The following is a 25,642-nucleotide window of genomic DNA, read 5'->3' on the forward strand; positions in this document are numbered from 1 at the left end:
CGGCCCCCCCGGCTCCCGTTGTGGTGGTCGCGCCCGCATTTGTGCGGGGCCCGGAACCGTGTCACGGTTCCGGGCCCCTCTCATGTGCCGGCGCGTACGGGCCGGGTCAGACGTCGTGGTTGCGGGCCTCGGCGGCCCGGGCGTTCTGCGCGTCCTTGCGGGCCTTCTCGGCCTCCTCCTGCGCCTCCATCTCGGCGAAGACGTCGATGGGCGGCGGCGCCTTGGCCAGGAAGACCCAGGTCAGGTACACCGCGAGCAGGAACGGCGGGATCTTGAGCGCGACCAGCACCCAGCCGAGCTGCGCGGTGTCCGCCCACCAGTACAGCGGGAAGAGGATCGCGCACTTGGCGAGCAGGATCAGCCCCCACGCGTAGCTGGCCTTGGCGTAGGCCTTCTTGCGACCGGGGTTCCTGGTGCGCCAGGAGAGGTTCTCCTTGAAGACCGGACCGAGGATCAGTCCGATCAGAGGGACCCCGGCGAGGGTCGTGATGAGGTAGGCGAGCGCCAGCCCGAGCGTGTAGATCATGCCCGGCAGATAGAAGTCCTTGGCGTTGCCCGTCATCATCGCGAAGACCACACCGAAGGCCACGCCGAAGACACCGCTGAAGGCGTGCTTGACGGTGTCCTTGCGGATCAGCCGTACGACGACGAGCACCAGGGACAGCGCCAGCGCGGCGATGGCCGAGGCCTTCAGTTCCTTGTTGACCGTGAAGATCGTGACGAAGAGCAGCCCGGGCAGGACTGTCTCCACCATGCCGCGCACGCCGCCGAAGGCCTCGAAGAGCGCGGCTTCCGTGACTGCTTTCGCGTCGGCTGCCGGCTGGTCGTTGCTGCGGGGCTGGTCCGTGTCGGGCGTCGGCTTGTCGAGAGACGTCACCGGCTACTCCTTGCCGAGTGGTCGGAGTTCGTATTTGGGGTTGAACAGCACCCGGCGCCCGTGACTCATGGCGATGCGGCCCGAGGCTATGAGCTTGCGGCCGGGCTCGATGCCGATGATGGAACGCCGGCCCAGCCAGACCACGTCGAGCGGCGCGGTGCCGTCGAAGAGCTCCGCCTCCAGGGCGGGCACTCCGGCGCGCGGGCGCAAGGTGACCGTCCGCAAGGTACCAGCCACCTTGACGATCTGGCGGTCCGAGCACTCGGAAATGCGCGTGCAGCCCGAGGCGTGCGTGTCCTCCTGCAGCTCCTCGGACTCCAGGTCCTCCTGGGAACTGGACAGCCGGTCGAGCATGCGACGGAAGCGGCCGGACGGCTTCTCGGCCCTGCCGGCCTTCTCGAATCGGGGAACAGCGCTCATACCCGAAGGGTACCGGTCTCCTGTGGTAAGGGCTGGCCCGAGGGGGTCCCACCCGAACGGGTGACCACGGTCGCGCCGGGACCCCGTCAGCCCTTCTCGAAGCGGTAGCCCATGCCCGGCTCGGTCACGAAGTGCCTGGGGTGCGAGGGGTCGGCCTCCAGCTTGCGGCGCAGCTGTGCCATGTAGACCCGCAGGTAGTTGGTCTCGGTGCCGTAGGAGGGGCCCCACACCTCCTGCAGCAGCTGTTTCTGGCTGACGAGCCGGCCGGCGTTGCGGACGAGGACCTCCAGGAGGTGCCACTCCGTGGGGGTGAGCCGCACGTCGCGGCCCTCCCGGTGGACCTTCTTCGCCGCCAGGTCCACGGTGAAGCCCTGTGTCTCTACGATCACGAGGTCGTCGGCTCCGTCCTGGCCGACCGGTTCGGCCCTGCGCACGGCCGCGCGCAGCCGGGCCAGCAGCTCGTCCATGCCGAACGGCTTGGTGACGTAGTCGTCGGCGCCGGCGTCCAGTGCCTCGACCTTCTCGTCGGAGGTGTGGCGGGCGGAGAGCACGAGGATCGGCACACGTGTCCAGCCGCGCAGGCCCTTGATCACCTCGACGCCGTCCATGTCCGGCAGTCCGAGGTCCAGGACGACGACGTCGGGATGGCGGGCAGCGGCGAGCTGCAGGGCTGTCGCCCCGTCGGGCGCCGCGTCCACCTCGTACCTGCGCGCCTTCAGATTGATCACGAGGGCGCGTACGATCTGCGGCTCGTCGTCGACCACAAGCACCCGGGTCATCGCGATCCTGCCTTTCCTGAACATGTGTACGAGGTGGGGTTCCGCCCCGGAAGGTTCACGAGGTGACCTGGAAGGGCAGACCGGGGTCCACGCCCACCTGCCCCGGTACCGCCTTGAGCGTGAGGACCATCGTGAGCCCGCCGCCCGGGGTGTCCTCGGCCCCGAGGGTTCCGCCCATGGACTCCACGAAGCCCCGGGCGACAGCGAGCCCGAGGCCCACTCCCGCGCCGCGCGGGGCGTCGCCGTAGCGCTGGAAGGGCTCGAAGATGCGTTCCTTGCCCTCGTCGGGGACACCGCGGCCCCGGTCGGCCACCCGTAGCTCGACGCGTTCGCCCAGGGCGCTGGCGGCGACCGTGACGCGCTTCCGGCCGGGGCTGTACTTGACCGCGTTCTCCACGATGTTGGCGACGGCCCTCTCCAGCAGCCCGGGGTCGACGGCGACCATCGGCAGCGTCTCGGGGATGTCGAGGTCGACGCTTCCCTCGGGTACGCCTCCGAGTGCCATCGGCACGACCTCGTCGAGGTCGATCTCACGGATGAGCGGGGTGACGGTGCCGGTCTGCAGGCGGGACATGTCGAGGAGGTTGCCGATGAGGTGGTCCAGCCGGTCGGCGCCGTCCTCGATGGCGGCGAGGAACTCGGCCTCGTCCGCGTCGGACCAGGCGACGTCGTCGGCGCGCAGCGAGCTCACGGCGGCTTTGATGGCCGCCAGCGGGGTACGCAGGTCGTGGCTGACGGCGGCGAGCAGCGCGGTCCTGATCCGGTTGCCCTCGGCCAGCCTCCGTGCCGCCTCGGCCTCCCCCACCAGGCGCTGCCGGTCCAGGACCACGGCGGCCTGCGCCGCGAACGCTCCGAGCACCCGGCGGTCCTCGGCGGGCAGTACCCGGCCGGAGAGGGCGAGCGCCATGTTGTCTCCGACCGGCATGTCGACGTCGGCGTCGTCCGGCCGGATCACCGGGGCGGGGCCGACGGAGCCGGCGCAGGTCCACGGATCGACGTCGCTGTGCCGCTCCAGCAGGGCGACGGACTCCATGCCGAAGGTCTCGCGGACCCGCTCCAGCAGGGCGTCCAGGGCCGTCTCGCCGCGCAGGACGCTCCCGGCCAGGGCGGAGAGGATCTCCGACTCGGCGCGCAGCCGTGCCGCCTGGTGGGTGCGGCGGGCCGCCAGGTCCACCACGGAGGCGACCGCGACGGCCACCGCGAAGAAGATCACGATGGCGACGAAGTTCTCCGGGTCCTGCACGGTCAGCGTGTGGGTCGGCGGGGTGAACCAGTAGTTCAGGAGCATGGAGCCGACGGCGGCCGAGGCGAGCGCGGGTGCCAGTCCGCCGAGCAGGGCGGCGGCGACGGTCAGGAAGAGGAAGAGCAGGACGTCGTTGGCGAGACCGGGGCCGTTCTCCAGGCCGCGCAGGAGCAGCGTGAGCAGGGCAGGTCCGGCGACGCCGACCGTCCAGCCCCAGATGATCCGGGTGCGGCCGAGGCGTGCGCCGCGGGCCATGGGGAGGCCGCGTCCCTTGGCGACCTCTTCGTGCGTGACGATGTGGACGTCCAGGTCAGGTCCGGACTCACGGGCGACGGTGGCGCCGACCCCGGGTCCGTAGATGTACTGCCAGGCCTTGCGGCGGCTGGAGCCGAGAACGATCTGGGTGGCGTTGACGCCCCGGGCGAATTCGAGGAGCGCCGAGGGTATGTCGTCGCCGATGACGTGGTGGAAGGTGCCGCCCAGGTCCTCGACGAGGGTGCGCTGGACCGCGAGTTCCTTGGGCGACGCGGACGTCAGCCCGTCGCTGCGGGCGATGTACACCGCGAGGATCTCGCTGCCGGAGCCCTTGGCCGCCATCCGGGACGCGCGGCGGATGAGCGTCCGGCCTTCGGGGCCGCCCGTCAGTCCCACCACGATGCGTTCGCGAGCCTGCCAGGTGGTGCGGATGTTGTGCTCACCGCGGTACTGCTGGAGGTACTCGTCGACGCGGTCGGCGACCCAGAGGAGGGCCAGCTCGCGCAGGGCGGTGAGGTTGCCGGGGCGGAAGTAGTTGGACAGGGCCGCGTCGACCTTGTCGGACCGGTAGATGTTGCCGTGCGCCATGCGGCGGCGCAGCGCCTGGGGCGACATGTCGACAAGTTCGATCTGATCGGCCCGGCGTGCCACCTCGTCGGGAATCGTCTCCTTCTGCCGTACACCGGTTATCGACTCGACGACGTCGCCGAGCGACTCCAGGTGCTGGATGTTCACGGTGGAGATCACATCGATGCCGGCCTTCAGGAGCTCCTCGACGTCCTGCCAGCGCTTGGCGTTGCGCGAGCCCGGCACATTGGTGTGGGCCAGTTCGTCCACCAGCGCGACGGCGGGGGCCCGTTCCAGAACGGCGTCGACGTCCATCTCCGTGAAGACCGCGGAACGGTACTCGATCTCGCGCCTGCGGATCTGCTCGAGGCCGTGCAGCAGCACCTCGGTGCGTTCCCGTTCGTGGTGCTCCACGAAGGCGACGACACAGTCCGTGCCACGCTCCACCCGGCGGTGCGCCTCGGACAGCATCGCGTACGTCTTGCCGACGCCGGGTGCCGCACCCAGGTAGATCCGAAGCTTGCCGCGTGCCATGGCCCCATTGTCTTCTCTGAACGCGCCGCCGTGGATCCGGCGGCTTCTTCAGAAGCTACCCCGAGAATTTCCGGCATATGGGACCAGGGGCGGGCACAGGGTCCGTATTGACGGGATTCTGATGCGGGCCGGCGGTGCGCCCGCAGTTCACACCTGCTCGACGATGTGCCCGTCGCTGAGCTCCAGGACCCGGTCGGCGAAACCGAGCAGCTGGGCGTCGTGGGTGGCGACGAGAACGGTGACGCCCTCGCTGCGCACCACGGCCCGCAGCAGCTCCATGACCGCGAGGCCGGTCTCCGCGTCGAGCTGTCCGGTGGGCTCGTCGGCGATCAGGAGAGCGGGCCGGTTGGCCAGCGCACGGGCGATGGCGACACGCTGCTGCTGGCCGCCGGAGAGCTCGCCGGGGCGCTGCTGGGCGTGGTCGCCGAGGCCCACCAGGGCGAGCAGCAGCGCCACCCGGTCCTCGCGCTCGTGCGGGTCGGTCTTGCGCAGCCGCATGGGTACGCCGACGTTCTCCGCCGCGGTCAGGATCGGGATCAGGCCGAACGACTGGAAGATGAAGCCGATCCGGTCCCGGCGCAGCTCCAGCAGGCCGTTCTCGCCGAGCCCGGAGAGGTCCGTACCGTCGACGGTGATCCGGCCGCTGTCCGGTGCGTCGAGGCCGCCGACCAGGTTGAGCAGGGTCGTCTTGCCGGATCCCGAGCGCCCCTTGAGCGCGATCAGTTCCCCGCGCGGAATCTCGAAGGTCACGCCGCGCAGGGCGTGCACGGCGGCCGCACCCGTTCCGTACGAGCGGTGAAGGTCCTCGATCCGCACCATGGGCCCGCCGGCCGGGTCCTCGGCCACTGCCGTGCCGCTCTGTCCGGTGGCGCTCTCGGTCATGTCTCTCCCCGGTACGTACGTGCTCTCGTCGCCGCCAGTATGTGCATGAGGCACACGGACGGGCAATGGCCGGTGGGCTGTACCCCTGGGAAGGGGTACAGCCCACCGGCCGTCACAGGCTGTGCGAGTCGTTCAGCGCACCTCGGTGATCTCGGGTCCGCGCTGGAGGTGACCCATGCCGCCGGAGAACTTCGAGCTCTCCTGGTCCTCCTGCTGCACACCCTCCGGCACCATCTGGGCGTCGTTGGGAAGCTTGAGGACGATCGGGTCGCGCGGGGCCATCGGGCCGTCGCCACGGACGACCACGGTGTCCCGGAAGATCGTCTCCAGGAGTCCGGCCGCCTCAGGCTGCACAGCACCCTGACCGGAGATCACTCCGCGCAGGAACCAGCGAGGTCCGTCGACACCGATGAAGCGCACCAGCTGTACGCCGTTCTTCCCGTCGGGGAGCTGTACGGGGACCTGCGCGCGCAGTTCCCAGCCCAGCGGACCCTCGACCTCGTCGATGATCCCGCCCTGCTGGGTGATGCCCGAGGCGATCTCCTCACGGACCTCGCCCCAGATGCCCTGCTTCTTGGGGGCGGCGAAGGCCTGCAGCTGAACCGCACTGTCGCGCAGTACGACGGTGGCGGCGACGATCGCGTCACCGGCCACCTCCACCCGCAGCTCCATGCCTTCGACTCCGGGCACGAAGATGCCGCCGAGGTCCACCCGTCCCTCACCGGGCTGGGAGACCTCCGAGATGTCCCACGGCCCGTCCGGCCTGGGGGCCGGCGGAAGGTTCGACCGGCGCGAGCCGGATGCGGCCCCGTCGGTGCCATCGAGCTCGTCGGCGACCTGCTCGGCCTCGCGCGCTTCGTCCGCCGTGTCCTCGGCGGAACCACTGTTCTTGCGACGTCCGAACACGTCACTGTCCTTCCCGGTCGGATACGACCGAAGCGTAGCTGTTCCCACCCTGGGTGTTACCGCCCCTGACACCGTCCACGGCGGCGTGACCGCCGGTGGACCCGAAGCCCCCCTCGGCCCGCGCCGAACCGGGAAGTTCCGCCACCTCGTGGAAGCGCACCTTCTCGACCTGCTGGACGACCAGCTGGGCAATCCGGTCGAACCTCTCGAACCGCACGGTCTCGCGCGGGTCGAGATTGACCACGATCACCTTGATCTCCCCACGGTACCCGGCATCAACCGTCCCTGGGGCATTCACGAGGGCCACTCCGCAGCGGGCTGCGAGGCCGGAGCGGGGGTGCACGAACGCCGCGTACCCGTCGGGCAGCGCGATCGACACCCCGGTGGGGAGCACCGCCCTCTCGCCCGGGGCGAGCTCGGCGGCCTCGGTGGTCACCAGATCGGCACCGGCATCGCCCGGGTGTCCGTAGGCGGGAATCGGCACGTCCGGGTCGACCCGGCGGATCAGCACGTCGACGGGATGGCGCATCACGGGTTCACCTCGAAGGCACGGGCACGCCTGACCTGGTCCGGGTCGGCCATCGCCGCCCGGATCTCCTCCGGCCGGCCGTTGTCGATGAAGTGGTCCATCTTGACCTCGATGAAGAGGGCCTCGGCACGGACCGCGACGGGCCCCTCGGGCCCGCCGATCCGGCCGGTGGCCCGGCAGAAGATCTTCCGCCTGTGCACGGCGGTGACCTCGGCGTCCAGGAAGAGCACCGTGTCCACCGGCACCGGCCTGACGTAGTCGGTCTCCAGCCGTCCGGTCACCGCGATCACCCGCAGCAGCCAGCTCAGGGCACCGAGGGTCTCGTCCATCGCCGTGGCGAGCACGCCGCCGTGCGCGAGCCCCGGAGCACCCTGGTGCGCGGGCTTCACGGTGAACTCGGCGGTGACGCTCACGCCCTCTCCGGCCCGCGCCTGGAGGTGCAGCCCGTGGGGCTGCTCACCGCCGCAGCCGAAACATTGCTCGTAGTGCGACCCGAGCAGCGTGCCCGGTGCCGGGGCATCGGGGTGCCGTTCCGGCTTCGCGGCATCGGCCGGGGGTGTCAGACGTGTAGATGTTCCACTCACAGGCGCAGACCTTACCCGCGCGGCCGATCGCAGGTCGCGCCGTGCCAAGCTTCTTCCATGCAGCCTTCCGCACCGCCCTTCGACGAACGTCTCACCGCACCCCGCACGTGGTGGCTCATCGCTTTCGGGGTCGGCGTCGCCTGTGCCCTGATGCTCCTGCCGCTCGGCACGCTGCCCATGCTCGGCGGTCTGGCCTTCGGCACCGTCGCGGCCGCCGTGGTGGTGAGCTCGTACGGTTCGGCACGCGTCCGGGTGGTCGCCGGCGCCCTCGTCGCGGGCGATGCCCGGATCCCGCTCTCGGCGCTCGGCGACGCCGAGGCGCTGGATGCGGAGGAGGCGCGCGCCTGGCGCTCGTACAAGGCGGATCCGCGCGCCTTCATGCTGCTGCGCAGCTACATCCCGACCGCGGTGCGGGTGAAGGTCACGGATCCGGACGATCCGACGCCGTACGTCTATCTCTCGACCCGGGAGCCGCAGGCCCTGGTGGCCGCCCTTGCGGGTGTCCCCGCCTGAGGCATCGGCGGGGTACCCGCCCGGCGCGCTAGACGCCGGGCTCGTCGAGGCCCTTCGGCAGCTCCTTCGCCGGCACTGCGGGCTGCTCCAGCGGGGGCAGCGCGGGGAGCCTGTCCCAGGTGACCTGCTGCCTGCGCAGATCGGCCCTGATCCGGTCGGCCAGTTTTCTGGTGTCCCGGCGGTTCATCAGCGCGCCCACCGCGGCGCCGATCATGAACGGAATGAGGTTGGGCAGGTCGCGCACCATGCGCTTCATGATCTGCTGACGCAGTTCGCGCTTCATCTGCCCGCCCAGCGCCGCGTTCAGCGTGGTGGGGCGTGACACGTCGATGCCGCGCTCCTCCGTCCAGGACGTCAGATACGCGGTGCTGCGCTGTCCGAGGTTGCCCGGCGGACGCCGGCCGTAGACCTCGTGGAGCTCGGCGACGAGCTTCATCTCGATGGCTGCCACGCCGGTGATCTCGGCGGCCAGCTCGGCCAGCATGGCGGGGGGCACCGGCATCATGGCCGCCGCCCCGATACCCGCGCCGACGGTGGCGGTCGCGTTGCACGCGCCCGCGACGAGCTTGTCGGCGAGTTCCTCGGGGCCCAGTCCCGGGAACTGCTTGCGCAGCCTGTCGAGGTCGCGCACAGGGATGCGGGGAGCCGTGTCGATGATCCGGTCGGCCAGCTGGCCGACTGCCGCCCTGGCGCTCTCCCCGCCCTTGTGTACGCCCCGTTTCAGTTTCCTCAGACGGCCTGCCCCGGTCGTGGGCTCCGTCGTGCCGTCCTGTCCGGGCATCTCCGAAGATGCCGCTGCCCGGACCGCTTCGAGCGAGGCCGACCGGCCCCGCTCGTCGTCAGATGTGCCGGGAGAGGGCGGCAGGGCGGCCTGGTGCTCGGCAGGAGTGCTTGCGCCCTCTGCCGGGCCTGTACCGCCCTGATGCGCCTCCGACGACTTCGTGCGCCGCAAGCGCCGCTTCCGGAACGGTGTGTCGCCTGCCACGGCCGACCTGCCTCAGTCGCAGTCGCGGCAGATGGGCTGGCCGTTCTTCTCGCGCGCCAGCTGACTCCTGTGGTGGACCAGGAAGCAGCTCATGCAGGTGAACTCGTCCGCCTGCTTGGGCAGGACCCGCACGGCCAGCTCTTCGTTGGACAGGTCTGCGCCGGGCAGCTCAAGGCCCTCTGCCGCGTCGAACTCGTCCACGTCGACGGCGGATGCCGTCTTGTCGCTCCGTCGAGCCTTGAGCTCTTCGAGGCTGTCCTGGTCCACGTCGTCGTCAGTCTTGCGTGGGGTGTCGTAATCCGTTGCCATGTCGCTCTCCCCCTCTTGGGTGTCTGCGGTGTCTCAGCGCACGTAACGCGTGAGAGGCCGGACTTGTGCCCGACCTGAGGCGGAGATTTTGCCTCACATCAAGGTCTGTTACTCAATCGACACCCGACCGGATCTCCCGAGGGCGATCAGCTTGGGTGGCGATGGGGACCGTACACGGTCCGATTGCTGCAGTTCACGGGTGCCACCCCGTGTACTTCCCGTGATATCGACCCCCGGAAACCCGGACGTTTCCCGGCTTTCCGACAGAGACGTGATCACCGAGAGTAGAAGGACCGAAAATGGCTCCTGTGATCGATCACACAGGGAGTCAACGGGACTGGCGCCCGAAAATTCCGCCCAAAGCGAACAGAGCGATCCAATGCGGCTTCACACCGCGAAGCCTCTCAGACCGGCAGGGTGACGCGCATCACGAGACCACCGCCCTCGCGGGGCTCCGCGATGATACGGCCTCCGTGCGCCCGCGCGACGGACCGCGCGATCGACAGGCCGAGCCCCACCCCCTTGTCGCTGCCTGTGCGTTCCGTGCGCAGCCGCCTGAACGGCTCGAAGAGGTTGTCGATCTCGTAGGCGGGCACCACAGGACCTGTGTTCGAGACCACCAGGAGCGCCTGTCCGGGCTGGAGCTCCGTGGTGACCTCCACCCAGCCGCCCTCCGCCACGTTGTAGCGCACGGCGTTCTGCACGAGGTTCAGCGCGATCCGCTCCAGGAGGACACCGTTGCCCTGGACGACGGCCGGAGCACGCTCGCCACGGATCTCCACCGCCTTCTGCGCCGCCTCGGCGCGGGCCTGGTCGATGGCGCGGTCGGCGACCTCGGCGAGGTCGACCGGTTTGCGCTCGACGATCTGGTTCTCGCTGCGGGCGAGCAGCAGCAGGCCTTCCACCAGCTGCTCGCTGCGCTCGTTGGTGGCAAGAAGGGTCTTGCCGAGCTGCTGGAGCTCCGTAGGGGCCTCCGGGTCGGAGAGGTGCACCTCCAGCAGGGTGCGGTTGATCGCGAGCGGCGTGCGCAGTTCGTGGGAGGCGTTCCCGACGAATCGCTGCTGCGCCGTGAAAGCCCGCTCCAGGCGGTCCAGCATCTCGTCGAAGGTGTCGGCGAGCTCCTTCAGCTCGTCGTCCGGGCCGTCCAGCTCGATCCGGCGTGACAGGTCCGTGCCGGCCACCCGGCGTGCGGTGCGGGTGATCCTGCCCAACGGGGACAGGACGCGGCCGGCCATGGCGTAGCCGAAGGCGAAGGCGATGATGCTGAGGCCCACGAGGGCCAGCAGCGAGCGGTTCAGCAGGGAGTCGAGCGCCTGCTGGCGCTGCTGGTTGACGCAGGCGTTCATGGCGGCGTTGAAAGTCTCCGGACTCGCCGTCTTCGGCAGGTCGCAGACCTCACTGGTGACCTGGCCGTTCACGATCCGGAACGGCAGGTCGCTGCCCACGTTCAGCGCCTGCGCGGCCAGCATGTAGATGATCGAGAGCAGCAGGATGCCCGCGATCAGGAACATGCCGCCGTAGAGCAGGGTGAGCCGTATCCGGATGGTCGGGCGCAGCCAGGGGTACGGCGGCTCCTGCGGCTTGGGCTCCCAGGTGGGCTTCGGAGGCGCCTTCACGGGCGCCGGGGAGGCGGCCACGGGGCGCTCAGATCCGGTATCCGGAGCCGGGCACGGTGACGATGACGGGCGGTTCCCCGAGCTTGCGCCGCAGGGTCATCACCGTCACGCGCACCACGTTGGTGAAGGGGTCGGTGTTCTCGTCCCAGGCCTTCTCCAGGAGCTGCTCGGCCGAGACGACCGCACCCTCGCTGCGCATCAGTACCTCGAGCACGGCGAATTCCTTCGGGGCCAGCTGGATCTCCTGCTCGTCCCGGAAGACCTCGCGGCGGTTGGGGTCCAGCTTGATGCCGGCCCGCTCCAGAACGGGCGGCAGAGCGACCGTCGTGCGGCGCCCCAGGGCCCGTACCCGCGCGGTCAGCTCACTGAAGGCGAAGGGCTTGGGCAGATAGTCGTCCGCGCCGAGCTCCAGGCCCTCGACCCGGTCGCTGACGTCCCCGGACGCGGTGAGCATGAGGATCCTGGTGGGCATGCCGAGCTCGACGATCCTGCGGCACACGTCGTCACCGTGCACCAGGGGGAGGTCCCGGTCCAGCACCACGACGTCGTAGTCGTTGACCCCGACGCGCTCCAGGGCCGCCGCTCCGTCGTAGACGACGTCGACGGCCATGGCCTCCCGGCGCAGTCCGGTGGCCACCGCATCGGCGAGCAGCTGCTCGTCCTCGACGACGAGTACGCGCACGGCGCAGTCCTTCCCTAGATCTCCAGAAATACGGCGAGCGGCCCTCGTTCCGGCCGCTCGCTGCACGTCAGCGGCACCGACTGTGCGCGTCCATCCTGCCCGTAACGCGCATAAACCGGCGGTAAGACGACCCGGCCCGGGCTGCGCCTCCCGGGAATTCATCGGATTTCCGGGCCAGTTGAGGTTTCTCCGGCATGCGGCCCGGGGAGGACGATTTCACACCCGCGATCACGCCATGCACGTGGCGTTCCACAGCCCACCCTTCTCCCCGGAGGGCCTGCGTGATCACCCGCCCCCCGACCGCTGGCCGGGGGAATCCCGGGCACACCCCCGTGCCACCGACCCACGATGAGGGGGCGCTCCATGGACGCTTTCACCGCAGGTCTGCTGCAACGAATCAAGACCACCGAGACCGATCTCACGAAGGCTCTCGAGACGGGCGACGACTTCCTCGCGGATGTTGAGCAGGGAGAGCTGGACGACCTGCACCGCCTCGCCGCCGAGCACGGCGTCGAAATCAGCGCCACAAGCGTCTGAGCCGCCACGAGAGGGCCCCGGAGCCGATTACGGCACCCGGGGCCCTCTCGTACGTCCGCGCCCGTCCGGGGCGCCATCAGGGGCCCCGGACCCCGGGATCAGTCGTGCCAGGCCCCCAGGTCCTCCAGGAGCGCCTGCAGCGGCTCGAAGAGGCCCGGGGTCGCGGCGACGGTCAGGTCGCGGTCCGCCGGGAGCCCCGGCCGGCCTCCGGTGAGTGCTCCGGCCTCGCGTGCGATGAGATCGCCGGCCGCCAGGTCCCAGGGGTGCAGTCCGCGTTCGTAGTAGCCGTCGAGCCTGCCCGCCGCGACGTCGCAGAGGTCGACGGCGGCCGATCCGCCGCGCCGGATGTCGCGCAGCTTCGGGATCAGCTGCTGGGCGACGGCCGCCTGGTGGGTGCGTACCTCGGTGACGTAGTTGAAGCCGGTCGACACGAGGGCCTCGGCGAAGGGCGGGGCGGGGCGGCAGGTCAGGGCCTCGCCGTTCAGGTACGCGCCGCCGCCGAGCACCGCGTGGAACGTCTCGCGGCGCATCGGGGCCTCGACCACGCCGACGACCCGCTCGCCGTCGCGCTCGGCCGCGATGGAGACGGCCCAGGTGGGCAGCCCGTAGAGGTAGTTCACCGTGCCGTCGAGCGGATCGATGACCCACCGGATCCCGCTGCTGCCCTCGGCGCTGGCGCCCTCCTCGCCGAGGAAGCCGTCGCGGGGCCGGTTCCCGGAGAGGAAGCCGGTGATGAGCTTCTCCGCCCGGATGTCCATCTCGGTGACGACGTCGATGGGGCTGGACTTCGTCGCGGTCACCCCCAGGTCGGCCGGGCGGCCGTCACGCAGCAGGGCTCCGGCCCGGCGGGCCGCCTCCAGGGCGAGGTCGAGCAGTTCGGACAGGAAGGGGTCGGTCACAACGCTCCAGGGGTGTTCCGGCCGGCTGGCATACCGGGGTTTCAGGCGTAAGGGCGGGGCAGCCCTCAAGGGCTGTCGGCACCCGCGGCGGCGGGCCTGAGCATCCTGGCCGGACAGCACCCTGCCGGGCAGAGGTCGTGGGAGGCTCCGAGAGCGCCCAGGGTGCACCGGTCCACCGGGCGGCCCGCCTCGGCGGCGGTGCGCTCCAGGAGGAGCTCACGCACGGCCGCCGCGAACCTGGGGTCCGCGCCGACCGTCGCGGACCTGCGGACCGGCAGCCCCAGTTCGGCGGCTTTCGCGGCGGCCTCCGTGTCGAGGTCGTACAGGACCTCCATGTGGTCCGAGACGAAGCCGATGGGGGCCATGACGACCGCGGGGACGCCGGCGCCGTGGAGCGACTCCAGGTGGTCGCAGATGTCGGGCTCCAGCCACGGGATGTGCGGGGCACCGCTGCGCGACTGGTAGACGAGCTGCCACGGGTGGTCGATCCCGGTCTCCTCGCGCACCGCGTCGACGATCACCCGGGCGACGTCGAGGTGCTCCGCCACGTACGAGCCGCCGTCCCCGTGCGTCTCCACGGGACCCGAGGCGTCGGCGGCGGACGTCGGGATGGAGTGGGTGGTGAAGGCGAGGTGCGCGCCCGCCCTGACCTCGTCGGGGAGGTCCGCCAGCGAGGCCAGCACACCGTCCGCCATGGGCCGCACGAAGCCGGGGTGGTTGAAGTAGTGCCGGAGCTTGTCCACCCGCGGCACCGGCAGTCCCTCGGCCTCCAGGACGGCCAGCGACTCGGCGAGGTTCTCGCGGTACTGGCGGCAGCCCGAGTACGAGGCGTAGGCGCTGGTGGCGAGGACGGCGATGCGGCGGTGGCCGTCCGCCACCATGTCCCGGAGGGTGTCGGTGAGGTACGGCGCCCAGTTGCGGTTGCCCCAGTACACCGGCAGGTCGAGGCCGTGCTCGGCGAAGTCCTTGCGCAGCGCGTCGAGGAGCGACCGGTTCTGCGCGTTGATCGGGCTGACGCCGCCGAACAGGAAGTAGTGCTTGCCGACTTCCTTGAGCCGTTCTTCGGGGATACCCCTGCCGCGGGTCACGTTCGCCAGGAACGGGACCACGTCGTCCGGGCCTTCGGGGCCGCCGAAGGAGAGCAGCAGCAGGGCGTCGTAGAGAGCGGGATCGCGCAGATCGGACATGCACCCGATCCTGCCACCCGTCGCCGCCCGTGCGACAGCCGACATCGGCCCCGATCCCCGGGGCTCGCGACCGCCCGTAAGCTGTATCAGCCATCTATACGCCTGACAGGCTTCCCGGAGTTCCCCTTGCCCAGCCCTTACCGCGCCATCTTCGCCGCCCCCGGCACCAGGGGATTCTCGGCGGCGGGATTCTTCGGCCGGATGCCGCTCTCCATGATGGGGATCGGCGTGGTGACGATGGTGTCCCAGATCACCGGCCGCTACGGGCTCGCCGGTGCGCTCTCGGCGACGCTCGCCATGGCCGCGGCCGTCGTGGGGCCGCAGATCTCCCGGCTGGTCGACCGGTACGGGCAGCGCCGGGTCCTGCGCCCGGTCACCCTGGCTTCCGTCGCGGCGGTCGCGGGGCTGCTGATCTGCGCCCAGCAGCGGCTGCCGGACTGGACCCTCTTCGTCTTCGCCGCGGGCGCCGGCTGCGTCCCGAGCGTGGGTTCGATGGTCAGGGCGCGCTGGGCCGAGATCTACCGGGGCTCCGGCCGTCAGCTGCACACCGCGTACGCCTGGGAGTCGATCGTCGACGAGGTGTGCTTCATCTTCGGGCCGATCATCTCCATCGGCCTGTCCACCGCGTGGTTCCCGGAGGCCGGGCCGCTGCTCGCGGCCGGGTTCCTGGTGATCGGCGTCTTCTGGCTGACGGCACAGCGCGCCACCGAACCGAGACCGCATCCCAAGGAGAACCACTCGGGCGGTTCGGCGCTCCGCTCGGCCGGCCTGCAGGTCCTGGTGGTCACCTTCGTCGCCACGGGCGCGATCTTCGGAGCGGTCGACGTGGTGACGGTGGCCTTCGCGGAGGAGCGCGGCCACAAGGCTGCGGCCAGTCTCGTACTGGCGGTCTACGCCCTGGGGTCGTGTCTCGCCGGAGCCGTCTTCGGCCTGCTGCACCTCAGGGGGAAGTCGTCCACGAGGTGGCTGGTGGGGGTCTGCGCGATGGCCGTGAGTATGATCCCCCTCCAATTGGCCGGGAGCCTGCCGTTCCTGGCCGTGGCGCTCTTTGTCGCGGGTCTCGCCATCGCACCGACGATGGTCACCACCATGGCCCTCGTCGAACAGCACGTACCGCGCACCCAGCTGACCGAGGGCATGACCTGGACCAGTACCGGGCTCGCCGTCGGAGTGGCGCTCGGCTCCTCCGCCGCCGGCTGGGTGGTCGACGCCTCCGGGGCCGAGGCGGGGTACGCGGTGCCCGCCGTGGCGGGAGCGCTCGCGGCCGCGGTGGCGTTCCTGGGGTATCGCCGGCTCACCGAGCCGGTTCCTACGGGAGGGCGCGGGGAAGATGACCGACACCTACGCACGGACGACGACGAGCACGTGGCGTAACTGGGCGGGAAACGTCACCGCCCGGCCGGTACGGACCGTGTCCCCCGCCTCCGTCGACGAGCTCGCCGAGGTCCTCCGCAGGGCGACCGAGGACGGCCTGACGGTGAAGCCGGTCGGCACCGGTCATTCGTTCACCGCGGCTGCGGCGACCGACGGTGTGCTGATCCGGCCCGGCCTGCTCACCGGGATCCGGGAGATCGACCGTACGGCGATGACGGTGACCGTCGAGGCGGGCACCCCGCTGAAGCGTCTCAACACGGTGCTCGCCCGCGAGGGCCTCTCGCTCACCAACATGGGCGACATCATGGAGCAGACGGTCGCCGGGGCCACCTCCACGGGTACCCACGGCACCGGCCGCGACTCGGCTTCCATTTCCGCGCAGATACGCGCGCTGGAACTGGTCACCGCGGACGGCACGGTGCTGCGCTGCTCGAAGAGCGAGAACTCCGATGTCTTCGCGGCCGCCCGGATCGGGCTCGGCGCACTCGGTGTGGTCACCGCGGTCACCTTCGCGGTGGAGCCGGTCTTCCTGCTCAGGGCGCGCGAGGAACCGATGACCTTCGACAGGGTCACCGCCGACTTCGATCAGCTGGTCGCCGAGAACGAGCACTTCGAGTTCTACTGGTTCCCTCACACCGGCAACTGCAACACCAAGCGCAACAACCGCAGCTCGGGCCCCACGGATCCGCCCGGAAGGATCAGCGGCTGGATCGAGGACGAGCTCCTCTCCAACGGGATCTTCCAGATCGCCTGTTCGGTCGGCCGGGCCCTCCCGGGGACCATCCCGTCCCTCGCCAAGCTCTCCAGCCGTGCCCTGTCGGCCCGTACCTACACCGACGTTCCCTACAAGGTGTTCACCAGTCCCCGGCGGGTGCGCTTCGTCGAGATGGAGTACGCGCTGCCGCGCGAGGCCGCGGTCGAGGCGCTGCGTGAGGTCAAGGCCATGGTCGAGCGCTCACCGTTGAAGGTCGGCTTCCCGGTGGAGGTCCGGACGGCGCCCGCGGACGACATAACGCTCTCCACGGCCCAGGGCCGCGAGAGCGCGTACATCGCAGTGCACCTGTACCGCGGCACCCCGCACCAGGCGTACTTCACGGCCGTCGAACGGATCATGACGGGCTATGCCGGCCGCCCGCACTGGGGGAAGATCCACACCCGGGACGCCGAGTATCTGGCCGGGGCGTACCCGAAGTTCGGCGAGTTCACCGCGGTACGCGACCGGCTCGACCCGGGGCGGCTGTTCGCCAACGACTATCTGCGGCGCGTTCTGGGCGACTGAATCCGGCGGGGCCGGACGTGCGGTGCGGGGCCTGCGGTTGTCGCACCGCCGGTGCGGTGACCGTCGCCCCTGCAGTGACCGGCCGGTCGGTGGCGGGCCGTTCGCCTGGAGGTCACCGGCCGGTGTCTGTCCCCGCCGTTGCCCCGTCGTCCTGCTCCGGGGCCTCGCCGGTTCCGCTCGGGTCCGGTGCCGCCGGAACTCCGTCGCCGGGCGCCGTCGGAGTGGCGGTGGGATCCGGGGTCGGGTCTCCGCCGGGGACGGAGGGTGTGGCACCCGGGTCGGCCGACGAGCCGCTCCGGTCCGGAACCGGGGCCGTGCTCTGCCCGTCGTCCGCGTCCGTGCCGGGTGTGGTGCCGCCCCCGCTGCCCGGATCGCTGTCGTGGTCACCGTCCTGCTCCTCACCGGTGCTGCCCGTGGGCTCCGGAGCGGTCGTTCCGGTGTTGCGTTCGCCGTGTACGACGGATCCGACGGTCGTTCCCCCACCGCCGCTGAGGTCGTTGCCGGAGGCCAGTTCGTAGGCGGTGATACCGGCCATCGAAAGGGCGAAGACGGCAACCGCCGCGAGCGCCGAGCGCCGTGCGCCCCGGATACGGGTGCCGTGGGTACGGGCGTCCGAGTACCCGTCGGGCCTGACCTGACCGAGCAGCTGCGTGGCATCCGCGTCGGCTCGCAGCAGCTGCGTACGCTCCGGGTCGGACCCCACCGGCCGTAGGACCGTCGTCACGTCGTCACCCGGGAGCAGGACCGTCGTCGCGTCGTCACCCGGAAGCAGTTGCGGCTCCCGGGCCGTCGACCGCGTGAGTACGGCCACCTGACGGCCGGCCGGATGCTTCACCTGGACCGTGACTTCGCGGATCTGCTCACCCGTGCGACGGAAGAAGTGCTGGAAGACCGACCCCCCGCAGGTGGCGACGACGCTCATCACGCCCGCGCCCGCGATCGTCCCGTACACACCCAGCTGCGAAGCCATGACCGCTGCGGCGACCGCTGCGACGGCGCTGCCCGCCACCTGCGGCAGGCTCAGGTCCATGCGCTTCTGCCCGGGTTCCGCATCCCTTTGCGGCTTCTGATCCATTACCAGCCCTTGCTCGACAACTACCCCACCCTGCACCAAGAAGGGACATATGAGCGAAGGGAATAGTTCCGATTCTGGAGATTGTGTGAAGCAGCACACGCATTGAGGGCATAGTGCCGACAAGTGGGTACCCCAACTCCCGTGCCCGGCGAGAACTTCGGCGGCGCGCCGGTCCACCCCCGTGGCCCGAATGGAGTACTGTGGCGAGCCCTGGGGCCGGACTCCCACATGGGTATCCGGGACCTGCGGGAGGGGGCCGAAGACGGCACTCGAACCGGCGGCGCCGCGGCATCGCACGGGCGCCTGCAACACAGAGCGACAACGGGTCACTATGTGTCGTAAAACAGGTAACCGTGCCATGGTGGCGATCCAGGGCCAACGCCCGACACGCCGGGTAACTTGGCAAGGTTGTGGCAGGCTGCACCCGGGCAGGCCACACTCGACTAGCGGAAGCAGCGACGCACGTGACGTCGGCAGGCACCACCCGGGAGGTTCCCATGCCCGAACTGCGTGTCGTGGCCGTCTCAAACGACGGCACACGACTGGTGCTCAAGGCTGCGGACAGCACGGAGTACACGCTTCCGATCGATGAGCGGCTGCGTGCCGCCGTGCGCAATGACCGCGCCAGGCTCGGCCAGATCGAGATCGAGGTGGAGAGCCACCTCCGCCCCCGCGACATCCAGGCACGGATACGAGCCGGTGCCTCCGCGGAAGAAGTCGCACAGTTCGCCGGAATCCCCGTCGACCGTGTGCGCCGCTTCGAGGGCCCTGTCCTCGCCGAGCGCGCGTTCATGGCCGAGCGGGCCCGGAAGACTCCCGTGCGCCGCCCCGGTGAGAACACCGGCCCCCAGCTCGGCGAGGCGGTGCAGGAGCGCCTCCTGCTGCGCGGCGCCGACAAGGAGACCGTCCAGTGGGACTCCTGGCGCCGGGACGACGGCACCTGGGAGGTCCTCCTGGTGTACCGGGTCGCGGGCGAACCGCACTCGGCGAGCTGGACGTACGACCCGCCGCGCCGGCTGGTCCAGGCGGTGGACGACGAAGCGCGCTCACTGATCGGCGAGACGGACGACGTCGCCGCGCCGGAGCCCAGCTTCCCGTTCGTGCCGCGGATCGCACGGCTGCCGCGCGACCGGCCGCTGGACCGTGCGCTCGACCGTCAGATCGAGCGCCCCACTCCCCCGGCACCGGAGCCGGAGGAGCGCATCGGTGGCGTGTCGGCCGGCGAGCGCGACTCGCTGACCAGCCTGCTGGAGGCGGTGCCCAGCTTCCGTGGAGACATGGTCGTCCCGGAGCGCCCCCAGCAGCCCGAACCGCCGGCGATCGAACCGGCCGCCCAGAAGCCGGAGGCCGACGAACCGCCGGCGGCCGCTGCGTCCGCGGGTGCGGGTTCCGCTTACGCTGACGTGCTGATGCCGCGTGCGGTGGCCGGCCACCGCGACCGGCTGACCGGGACGACGGACCGGCAGGCCGAGGCGGACGGAGTCCGTCCGGGCCGCCGGGCAGCGGTGCCCAGCTGGGACGAGATCGTTTTCGGCACGCGCCGGAAGAAGCAGGACTGAGGTCCATCTGGATGTCCGTAGCATGACGAGGGCCCGTACGCCGCTGCGTACGGGCCCTCGCTCTGTCAGGACGCCGGTCGCGTCAGCTGGGGTCCGGCCCGGTCGCGACGGGGCGGGACCCGTCCGAGGACCACTCGGACCAGGAACCCGCGTACAGGGCCGCCCGGTGTCCGGCGAGCTCCAGTGCCAGCACCTCATGAGCGCCCGAGACGCCCGAGCCGCAGTAGACGCCGATCTCGGTGTCCCCGTCGGCCCCCAGGGCGGCGAAGCGGGAGGCCAGCGACTCGGCAGGGAGGAAGCGCCCGTCCTCGGCCACGTTCTGCACGGTCGGCGCCGAAACCGCGCCGGGGATATGACCGCCGACCCGGTCGATCGGCTCCACATCGCCCCGGTAGCGCTCCGCGGCCCGCGCATCGAGCAGCAGCCCGGAGCGGGCGAGTGCCGCGGCGGCGTCCGCGTCCAGGAGCGGGAGCGCGCCCGGTTCGGGCCGGAAGTCGCCCTCGGGGGGCGTCGGAACCTTCGTCGAGAGCTCTCCGGTCCATGCCGCGAGACCGCCGTCCAGAACCCGGACGTCGGGGTGGCCCGACCAGCGCAGCAGCCACCAGGCGCGGGCGGCCGCCCAGCTCAGGCCGCCGTCGTAGACCACCACCGGCGTGCCGTGGGAGACCCCGGCGCGCCGCATGACCGCGCCGAAGGTTTCCGGTCGGGGAAGCGGGTGGCGCCCGCCGCCGCCCGCCGGCCCGGCGAGCTCCGCTTCGAGGTCGATGAACACCGCGCCGGGGATGTGCCCGGCTTCGTAATCGGGACGGCCGTGCGGACCGCCCAGCTGCCAGCGGACGTCCAGGAGCACCGGCGGACATGGCCCTGCCGACTCGCTCACGTATTCGGATGCGGTGATGATGGGCTTCATAGGTGCCATCTTCGCGCAGGCGGCGTCTTGCGCAGGGTGACGCCAAAATGGATGTATCGCATCATATCGGTCTTCGCGCATGCAGAACCCGGAAAATGCGGCGCGGCCGGGGTGCCTGCGGAGCTCGGTGGTGCGAGCATCTGCACGGAGCGTACACACCCGTATCCGTACCGCTGGACGGCGTACCGGCCCCGTTCCCCCCGTACGGCCACGACGATGGTCCGAGGAGAGATAAGAAGATGACCGAGGCTGCCGCCCGGCGCACGCCCGGAGCACCTTGCTGGGTGAGTCTGATCGTGCACGGCCTGAGCGCGACCCAGGAGTTCTACGGCAATCTGTTCGGCTGGGAATTCCGGCCGGGACCCGAAGAGCTCGGGCCGTATGTCCGCGCGCTGCTTGACGGGAAGGAAGTCGCAGGCATCGGCCAGCTCCCTCCCGACCGCCACCTGCCGATCGCCTGGACCACCTATCTCGCCACCGAGGACGCCGATCTCACCGCGGAGGTGATTCGGGCCTGCGGTGGAACGGTCGCCGTCGGACCGATCGTCGCCGGAAGTGCGGGCCGTCTCGCCATCGCCTCCGACCCGAGCGGAGCGGTCTTCGGAATCTGGCAGGCCTCCGCGCATGTCGGTACGGCCCTGGCGGGCGAACCGGGAACCCCCGTCTGGAACGAGCTGGTGACACGCGAGACGTCCTCGGTCGCCAAGTTCTACCAGGCCGTGTTCGGGTTCGAGTTGGAGGCCGTCGTCTCGGCCGACTTCGACTACCAGACACTGCATCTGGAAGGCCGCCCCGTGGCGGCCCTCCACGGCGTGGGCCATGCGCTGCCGCGCGACCGGGGACCGCACTGGATGACCTATTTCGAGGTGGACGACGCGGACGACGCCGCCGCGCGTGTGGTGGAGCTCGGCGGACACGTTCTGCAGCCACCGCGGGAGGGATCGAGCGGCCGTCTCGCCACGGTCGCGGATCCGGAGGGTGCGGTGTTCACGATCGTGCGGTCGGCGGACCGCTGAGCCGGGCCCGGCCACGCCCGGCATCCCGCGTCACGGCGTTCGTGATCGGTCAGGCGCCTCCCAGCAGCCCGCCGAGCAGTCCTCCCAGCAGGTCGCCGAGCGGCCCGCCCGGCGGGTCCTCCGCCTCCGGGCCAGTGTCGTCACCACCGCCGCTTCCCGTCTCCGGAGCGGGCGTCGGATTCGAGGGCACACTCGGTGAGTCCTCGCCGCCCCCACCGGTCTGCGCGGTCCCGTCGGACGGTCCGGTCGTGGGTGCGGCCGGCGTCGCGTCGACGGCGGGGATGTCCGCGGGGCCGGAGGACGCTTCGAGCGGCCGCTGAACGGTGGGGCGCGCGGCCGCCGACAGGCGTTCCTGATCGGGTGTCACCGGACCGGGCGTGCCGAGCGCGGGTTCGGTGGCCGAGGCGGCATGGTCCTCGTCCTGGGTCTCAGCCGGCCGCTCCCCCACCTCACGCTCCAGGCCCATCGCCCGGGGCAGTTGGAAGAAGGGCGCGCTGGAGTCGCCTCCGACCAGGGCGGCGACCACGGTCGTGGCAAAGCAGGCACAGCAGAGCGCGGTCATGGTCCCTGCACGACGTAACGTGCGGCTGCGTTTCCCGGTGGAGTCGACGAAGACCGGCCGGGTGGGCGGCACAACGGCGCGGGAGTCCGAGCCGTCAAGGTCTGCGGCGGCAACGGATGCCATGCTGTCCACGGCCGGGTCCCGGACCTTTTTCGCGTCGCCGTCGCATCGAGGGCTCTCGCACTGACGGCTGTCCCTTTCGTCGCCCGGGGTTCGGTCACCCCGTACGCTCCGTGCGTCGTCCACTGTCGCGCTGCGTATGCCCACGTGCATTCTCCACCTGTGTCGGCCTGCCGGATCGCTCGTCGGCAGGGGTCGTCCGTTGCCGGGGTCCACGCCGAGCGCACGCCGGTCCGGCAACGGCGGCGGACCCACCCCTTACCCGTTCGGACCCAAAGGCCCTACGGATTGGTCCGATTGACCGGTAACCGGACAACTGTCGATCGCACCCACGGGTAACGGGTCCTGCGAGGGCCGGTCAGCGGTGACGCCGCACAGATCGACAGGACCGCCTACGCGGCGGCTCACACGAGGGCCGCACCCTGATGCGTATCCTCCTCAGACTACGCCAACTGGGAGTCTGCAATGCCTACTTGGCCGACCGTGACGGGTCCGCGGATCCGTCAGCCGGACGTGAGGGGCAGCAGCACCTCGGGCGACGGTGCACGCGCTGCCGCACCGGTCGTCCTGCGCTGATGGTGGCGACCACACCGCACCTCGTGACCGACCTCGTGCGCGTCCCCTCAGACGAAGGCAACCCCACTGTTGCCCTTCCGGGAGTGGGCGAAGAGCCGGCGGAACACGATCACCGCCAAGGCCAGCCAGAGAAGGCCCACGAGGACCACCAGGCCTGCCGCCTCCGCGACGGTGCCGAGGCCCTCACCGGACTCGAGGGCCCGGATCGCGTCGAGGCCGTGGGTCACCGGCACCGCCTGGGCGCCCCCGCGCACGGCGGCCGGCCAGAAGCCGACCGGGACGACCGCGCCGCAGAAGGCCGTGATGGTCATGGTGACGACGGCACTCATGACATTGCGCGCGCCCGGGGCCAATACGGCCACCGCGCCGATCACCAGAGCCATGCAGTACATGGCGAAGCTCGTGACCAGCGCCAACAGGACGACGAGCGGCACACGTTCCAGGGCCCAGCCGAGCTCGAAGAAGAACGACATCACGAAGACCGAGACGGAGGTGGTGACGGTGGCGGACAGCGGCCACATCACACTCCTGCCGAAGTAGTAGGCGCCCGGAACGACCGGGGAGGCCACCAGCAGCGGGAACGTGCCGAGGTTCAGGTCCCAGGTGGTGGACGCGACGGTCATCAGCGACTCGGCGACGCAGATCATCATCGCGGCACCGAGCACCACGTAGGTCACATAGTCGGAGTCTCCGGCCATCACGCCGATCGTGCTGTAGAAGGCCACCTGGCACAGCACTCGGACGAGCCAGCCGGCCAGCCAGGTCTTCCAGGTGTAGAAGGCGGCGAAGTCGGCGCGCGCCACCACGAAGCCCTGCCGCACCGCCGCCAGGATGTCCACGAGCCGGTCTCTCACGTGCTTCACTCTCATTCCTTGGCGAGCGCCCCGAGCGCCCTGGCGCGTTGCAGGAAGCGGGCGATGAACAGCCTGCCGAAGACGAAGGCTCCGGTCCCGAGCAGACAGAGCATCACCAGGTGCAGGCCGGCGTTCTCGAGGACCGCTCCAGGAGTCGTCGCGGCCCGCAGCAGGTCGGCTGCCCAGGACAGGTACACCACCCGCGCCAGGACCTGGAGCCAGTCCGGGAACTGGGAGACGGGCACCACCACGCCTCCCAGCAGGTAGACGGGGAACGACAGGGTGTTCTGCACGATCCGGGCGCCCGGCGCGATCACGAAGACCGCGGACAGCGCGGTCGCCGTCGCCGCCGTGGCCACGGCCGTCAGGACCAGCGCGGAGGCGAAGAGCAGCGGCCGCTCGAAGGACATCCAGTAGCCGAAAATCGAACCCGCCGCCAGGTAGGCCATCAGGAACGACGGCAGCGCGAGCAGCATGCACCCGCAGAGCCTCCCGAAGACCAGCATGGCGAAGGACATGGGCGCGGCGACCAGCGACTCCAGTCGCCCGTTCTCCCGGTCGTCGCTGATCATCTCCCCGGAGAAGGACAGGGCGGCCGTCCACAGGGTGATGAGCATGGGGGCGACGACGGCATGCGAGTAGAGGTCCGAGCGCCCCGTGTACTCCATGATCGCCATGAAGACCGTGGCGAAGAAGGGCGCTGTGATCAGCGAGAAGTACGTGTCCGCCTGACCCCGCATGGCGACCATCTGGAAGGCGAAGCCTGCGCCCATGCCCGGCGCCACGCGCCGTCGCCGGCGCTGTTCGGTGACCGTCATCCGCCCACAGCCATTCCGCGACGGCCCATGAGATGCAGGTACACCTCTTCCAGGGAGGGCCGGCTGCGAGAAATGTCGGTCACCCCGGCTGCCACGATCGTCATCAGCACCTCTCGCATGGCCTCGGGATGCTCGGTCTCGATCCGGACGACGCCGGCCTCCGTCCTCGACACGACCGCCACTCCCGCGAGGCCGGTGAGGCGGTCGTACACCTCCTCCGGTACGCCCCGGGCGTCGACGCGTTCCCGCGACGAGACGACGTGCCCGACCGTGTCCGGGCTTTCCGTCAGGGTCAGGGTGCCGTCGTCGATGAACGACACCCGGTCGCTGAGTTCCGCGGCCTCGGCCATGTCATGGGTAGTCATGAGGATGGTGCGGCCGTCGGCCCGGAGTTCCCGGACGAGTTCCCGGAAGTCCCTGGCGGCCAACGGGTCCATGCCGACGGTGGGCTCGTCGAGGATCAGCACCCCCGGGTCCGAGACCAGGCCCCGGGCCAGATGGAGTCGCTGTTTCATACCGCGGGAGAAGCCCTGCACCCGTTCGTCGGCGCGGTGCGCCAGGCCCACGCGGTCGAGGAGCGCATCCACCCGCCCCCGCTCACCGCGGCGCAGGCCGTAGAGAGAAGCCCAGAAGTTCAGGTTCTGCCGCGCTGTGAGGCGGTTGTAGAGCCCTCGGTCCCCGCCGAAGACCACCCCGAGGCATTGCTTGACCTTCTCCGCTTCCTTGACCACCTCGTGTCCGAGCACGGTGGCCGTGCCCGACGAGGGGAGCAGGACCGTGGAGAGGATGCGGCACAGCGTCGTCTTGCCGGCGCCGTTCGGGCCCAGCAGCGCGTGCACCTCTCCCTGAGCGATGGTGAGGTCGATCCCCTTCAGCGCCACGAAGTCGGGCTTCCCCTTCACCGCGTACGTCCTGGTGAGCCCTCGTATGTCGATGGCCGTCGTCACCGCTCGCCTCCGCCCGCCCCGGCCCTGATCAGGGAGGACGGCCGCATGTCCGTCCATCTCCTCTCGATCACGTCCAGGCAGTCCTGGCGCTCGCCAGGACCGTAGACCTGCCTCCAGCCGGGGGGTTCTTGCAGCGGTGCCGGCCACAGGGAATGCTGGTTCTCGTCATTGACGAGGACCAGGAAGCGCCCTTCGGCGTCGTCGAACGGGTTGGTCATCCACCTACTCCTGTCGATCGGGGTTGGTCC

General features: G+C 70.5%; 27 protein-coding genes and 1 pseudogene. 6 read left to right on the plus strand and 22 right to left on the minus strand.

Annotated elements, in window-relative coordinates:
- Window positions 1-106: 106 nt before the first annotated feature.
- The 8 genes from ABZS61_RS33690 to ABZS61_RS33725 all read right to left on the minus strand — a co-directional run bounded on the left by ABZS61_RS33690 (window position 107) and on the right by ABZS61_RS33725 (window position 7,576).
- On the minus strand, window positions 107-877 hold the full coding sequence (locus ABZS61_RS33690; protein WP_356429979.1) for a DUF3159 domain-containing protein: 771 nt from the start codon (window positions 875-877) through the stop codon (window positions 107-109).
- A gap of 3 nt (window positions 878-880) precedes the next feature.
- On the minus strand, window positions 881-1,297 hold the full coding sequence (locus tag ABZS61_RS33695) for an OB-fold nucleic acid binding domain-containing protein (RefSeq protein WP_329206649.1): 417 nt from the start codon (window positions 1,295-1,297) through the stop codon (window positions 881-883).
- An 86-nt stretch (window positions 1,298-1,383) separates the two neighbouring features.
- Window positions 1,384-2,076 (minus strand): response regulator, encoded by a 693-nt coding sequence (locus ABZS61_RS33700; protein ID WP_356429983.1) that lies wholly within the window; start codon window positions 2,074-2,076, stop codon window positions 1,384-1,386.
- Between the two features lie 55 nt (window positions 2,077-2,131).
- Entirely contained in the window at window positions 2,132-4,675 is a 2,544-nt protein-coding gene (locus tag ABZS61_RS33705) for a sensor histidine kinase KdpD (RefSeq protein WP_356429986.1), read from the minus strand.
- Between the two features lie 147 nt (window positions 4,676-4,822).
- Window positions 4,823-5,557: an ABC transporter ATP-binding protein gene (locus tag ABZS61_RS33710; RefSeq protein WP_356429989.1), complete on the minus strand. Its 735-nt coding sequence runs from the start codon at window positions 5,555-5,557 to the stop codon at window positions 4,823-4,825.
- Between the two features lie 132 nt (window positions 5,558-5,689).
- Window positions 5,690-6,463, minus strand: coding sequence for a DUF3710 domain-containing protein (locus ABZS61_RS33715; protein ID WP_356429992.1), 774 nt, complete (start codon window positions 6,461-6,463; stop codon window positions 5,690-5,692).
- Window position 6,464: 1 nt separating this feature from the next.
- Window positions 6,465-6,992: a dUTP diphosphatase gene (dut, locus tag ABZS61_RS33720; RefSeq protein ID WP_351178930.1), complete on the minus strand. Its 528-nt coding sequence runs from the start codon at window positions 6,990-6,992 to the stop codon at window positions 6,465-6,467.
- On the minus strand, window positions 6,992-7,576 hold the full coding sequence (locus ABZS61_RS33725; protein ID WP_356429995.1) for a PaaI family thioesterase: 585 nt from the start codon (window positions 7,574-7,576) through the stop codon (window positions 6,992-6,994). The genes dut and ABZS61_RS33725 overlap by 1 nt, the downstream gene beginning before the upstream one ends.
- Window positions 7,577-7,633: 57 nt before the next feature.
- Here ABZS61_RS33725 and ABZS61_RS33730 point away from each other — a divergent pair, with 57 nt between their 5' ends.
- Window positions 7,634-8,089: a DUF3093 domain-containing protein gene (locus ABZS61_RS33730; protein ID WP_356429998.1), complete on the plus strand. Its 456-nt coding sequence runs from the start codon at window positions 7,634-7,636 to the stop codon at window positions 8,087-8,089.
- A gap of 28 nt (window positions 8,090-8,117) precedes the next feature.
- Here the strand turns inward: ABZS61_RS33730 and ABZS61_RS33735 are convergent, their stop codons facing one another.
- The 4 genes from ABZS61_RS33735 to ABZS61_RS33750 all read right to left on the minus strand — a co-directional run bounded on the left by ABZS61_RS33735 (window position 8,118) and on the right by ABZS61_RS33750 (window position 11,681).
- The gene (locus tag ABZS61_RS33735; protein ID WP_356430001.1) at window positions 8,118-9,074 is read right to left on the minus strand and encodes a hypothetical protein; all 957 of its coding nucleotides are present in this window, start codon (window positions 9,072-9,074) and stop codon (window positions 8,118-8,120) included.
- Between the two features lie 12 nt (window positions 9,075-9,086).
- Entirely contained in the window at window positions 9,087-9,383 is a 297-nt protein-coding gene (locus ABZS61_RS33740) for a DUF4193 domain-containing protein (RefSeq protein WP_003965732.1), read from the minus strand.
- Between the two features lie 404 nt (window positions 9,384-9,787).
- Entirely contained in the window at window positions 9,788-11,020 is a 1,233-nt protein-coding gene (locus ABZS61_RS33745) for a HAMP domain-containing sensor histidine kinase (protein ID WP_329206663.1), read from the minus strand.
- Between the two features lie 7 nt (window positions 11,021-11,027).
- Window positions 11,028-11,681 (minus strand): response regulator transcription factor, encoded by a 654-nt coding sequence (locus ABZS61_RS33750; protein WP_329206664.1) that lies wholly within the window; start codon window positions 11,679-11,681, stop codon window positions 11,028-11,030.
- 363 nt (window positions 11,682-12,044) lie between these two features.
- Between ABZS61_RS33750 and ABZS61_RS33755 the strand changes: the two genes are divergently transcribed.
- Window positions 12,045-12,218, plus strand: a complete 174-nt coding sequence (locus tag ABZS61_RS33755; protein ID WP_356430006.1) for a hypothetical protein — start codon at window positions 12,045-12,047, stop codon at window positions 12,216-12,218.
- Between the two features lie 98 nt (window positions 12,219-12,316).
- Here the strand turns inward: ABZS61_RS33755 and ABZS61_RS33760 are convergent, their stop codons facing one another.
- Both ABZS61_RS33760 and ABZS61_RS33765 read right to left on the minus strand, forming a co-directional pair.
- Window positions 12,317-13,117: an inositol monophosphatase family protein gene (locus ABZS61_RS33760; RefSeq protein WP_356430009.1), complete on the minus strand. Its 801-nt coding sequence runs from the start codon at window positions 13,115-13,117 to the stop codon at window positions 12,317-12,319.
- Between the two features lie 65 nt (window positions 13,118-13,182).
- On the minus strand, window positions 13,183-14,304 hold the full coding sequence (locus tag ABZS61_RS33765) for a ferrochelatase (RefSeq protein WP_356430012.1): 1,122 nt from the start codon (window positions 14,302-14,304) through the stop codon (window positions 13,183-13,185).
- A gap of 126 nt (window positions 14,305-14,430) precedes the next feature.
- On the opposite strand from ABZS61_RS33765, the gene ABZS61_RS33770 reads away from it, so the two are divergent.
- Complete coding sequence (locus ABZS61_RS33770) at window positions 14,431-15,678, plus strand: MFS transporter (protein WP_356430015.1); 1,248 nt, start codon at window positions 14,431-14,433, stop codon at window positions 15,676-15,678.
- Window positions 15,635-16,957 (plus strand): D-arabinono-1,4-lactone oxidase, encoded by a 1,323-nt coding sequence (locus tag ABZS61_RS33775; RefSeq protein WP_356430017.1) that lies wholly within the window; start codon window positions 15,635-15,637, stop codon window positions 16,955-16,957. The genes ABZS61_RS33770 and ABZS61_RS33775 overlap by 44 nt, the downstream gene beginning before the upstream one ends.
- A 112-nt stretch (window positions 16,958-17,069) precedes the next feature.
- Here ABZS61_RS33775 and ABZS61_RS33780 read toward each other — a convergent pair whose 3' ends face one another.
- Window positions 17,070-18,032 carry a hypothetical protein gene (locus ABZS61_RS33780; protein WP_356430020.1) on the minus strand — a complete coding sequence of 321 codons (963 nt, stop codon included), beginning with the start codon at window positions 18,030-18,032 and terminating at the stop codon, window positions 17,070-17,072.
- Window positions 18,033-18,529: 497 nt separating this feature from the next.
- Here ABZS61_RS33780 and sepH point away from each other — a divergent pair, with 497 nt between their 5' ends.
- Window positions 18,530-19,591 carry a septation protein SepH gene (gene sepH / locus ABZS61_RS33785; RefSeq protein ID WP_356430023.1) on the plus strand — a complete coding sequence of 354 codons (1,062 nt, stop codon included), beginning with the start codon at window positions 18,530-18,532 and terminating at the stop codon, window positions 19,589-19,591.
- 82 nt (window positions 19,592-19,673) lie between these two features.
- On the opposite strand, the gene ABZS61_RS33790 is transcribed toward sepH, so the two are convergent.
- The gene (locus tag ABZS61_RS33790) at window positions 19,674-20,501 is read right to left on the minus strand and encodes a sulfurtransferase (RefSeq protein WP_356430026.1); all 828 of its coding nucleotides are present in this window, start codon (window positions 20,499-20,501) and stop codon (window positions 19,674-19,676) included.
- 239 nt (window positions 20,502-20,740) lie between these two features.
- Here ABZS61_RS33790 and ABZS61_RS33795 point away from each other — a divergent pair, with 239 nt between their 5' ends.
- On the plus strand, window positions 20,741-21,517 hold the full coding sequence (locus tag ABZS61_RS33795; RefSeq protein ID WP_356430029.1) for a VOC family protein: 777 nt from the start codon (window positions 20,741-20,743) through the stop codon (window positions 21,515-21,517).
- 49 nt (window positions 21,518-21,566) lie between these two features.
- On the opposite strand, the gene ABZS61_RS33800 is transcribed toward ABZS61_RS33795, so the two are convergent.
- The 6 genes and pseudogenes from ABZS61_RS33800 to ABZS61_RS33825 form a co-directional block, all read right to left on the minus strand.
- Window positions 21,567-22,211: a hypothetical protein gene (locus ABZS61_RS33800; protein WP_356430032.1), complete on the minus strand. Its 645-nt coding sequence runs from the start codon at window positions 22,209-22,211 to the stop codon at window positions 21,567-21,569.
- A gap of 491 nt (window positions 22,212-22,702) precedes the next feature.
- Window positions 22,703-22,816, minus strand: a pseudogene (locus tag ABZS61_RS33805) (thymidine kinase); the annotation flags it as partial.
- A gap of 6 nt (window positions 22,817-22,822) precedes the next feature.
- Window positions 22,823-23,638, minus strand: coding sequence for an ABC transporter permease (locus ABZS61_RS33810; protein WP_356430035.1), 816 nt, complete (start codon window positions 23,636-23,638; stop codon window positions 22,823-22,825).
- Between the two features lie 2 nt (window positions 23,639-23,640).
- Window positions 23,641-24,447 (minus strand): ABC transporter permease, encoded by an 807-nt coding sequence (locus ABZS61_RS33815; RefSeq protein WP_356430038.1) that lies wholly within the window; start codon window positions 24,445-24,447, stop codon window positions 23,641-23,643.
- Window positions 24,444-25,394 carry an ABC transporter ATP-binding protein gene (locus ABZS61_RS33820; RefSeq protein ID WP_356430041.1) on the minus strand — a complete coding sequence of 317 codons (951 nt, stop codon included), beginning with the start codon at window positions 25,392-25,394 and terminating at the stop codon, window positions 24,444-24,446. The genes ABZS61_RS33815 and ABZS61_RS33820 overlap by 4 nt, the downstream gene beginning before the upstream one ends.
- Entirely contained in the window at window positions 25,391-25,612 is a 222-nt protein-coding gene (locus ABZS61_RS33825) for an MbtH family protein (protein WP_356430044.1), read from the minus strand. Before ABZS61_RS33825 ends, ABZS61_RS33820 begins: the two co-directional genes overlap by 4 nt.
- Window positions 25,613-25,642: the final 30 nt, after the last annotated feature.

The organism is Streptomyces sp. NPDC005566 (genome assembly GCF_040605575.1).
Taxonomy (GTDB): Bacteria; Actinomycetota; Actinomycetes; order Streptomycetales; family Streptomycetaceae; genus Streptomyces.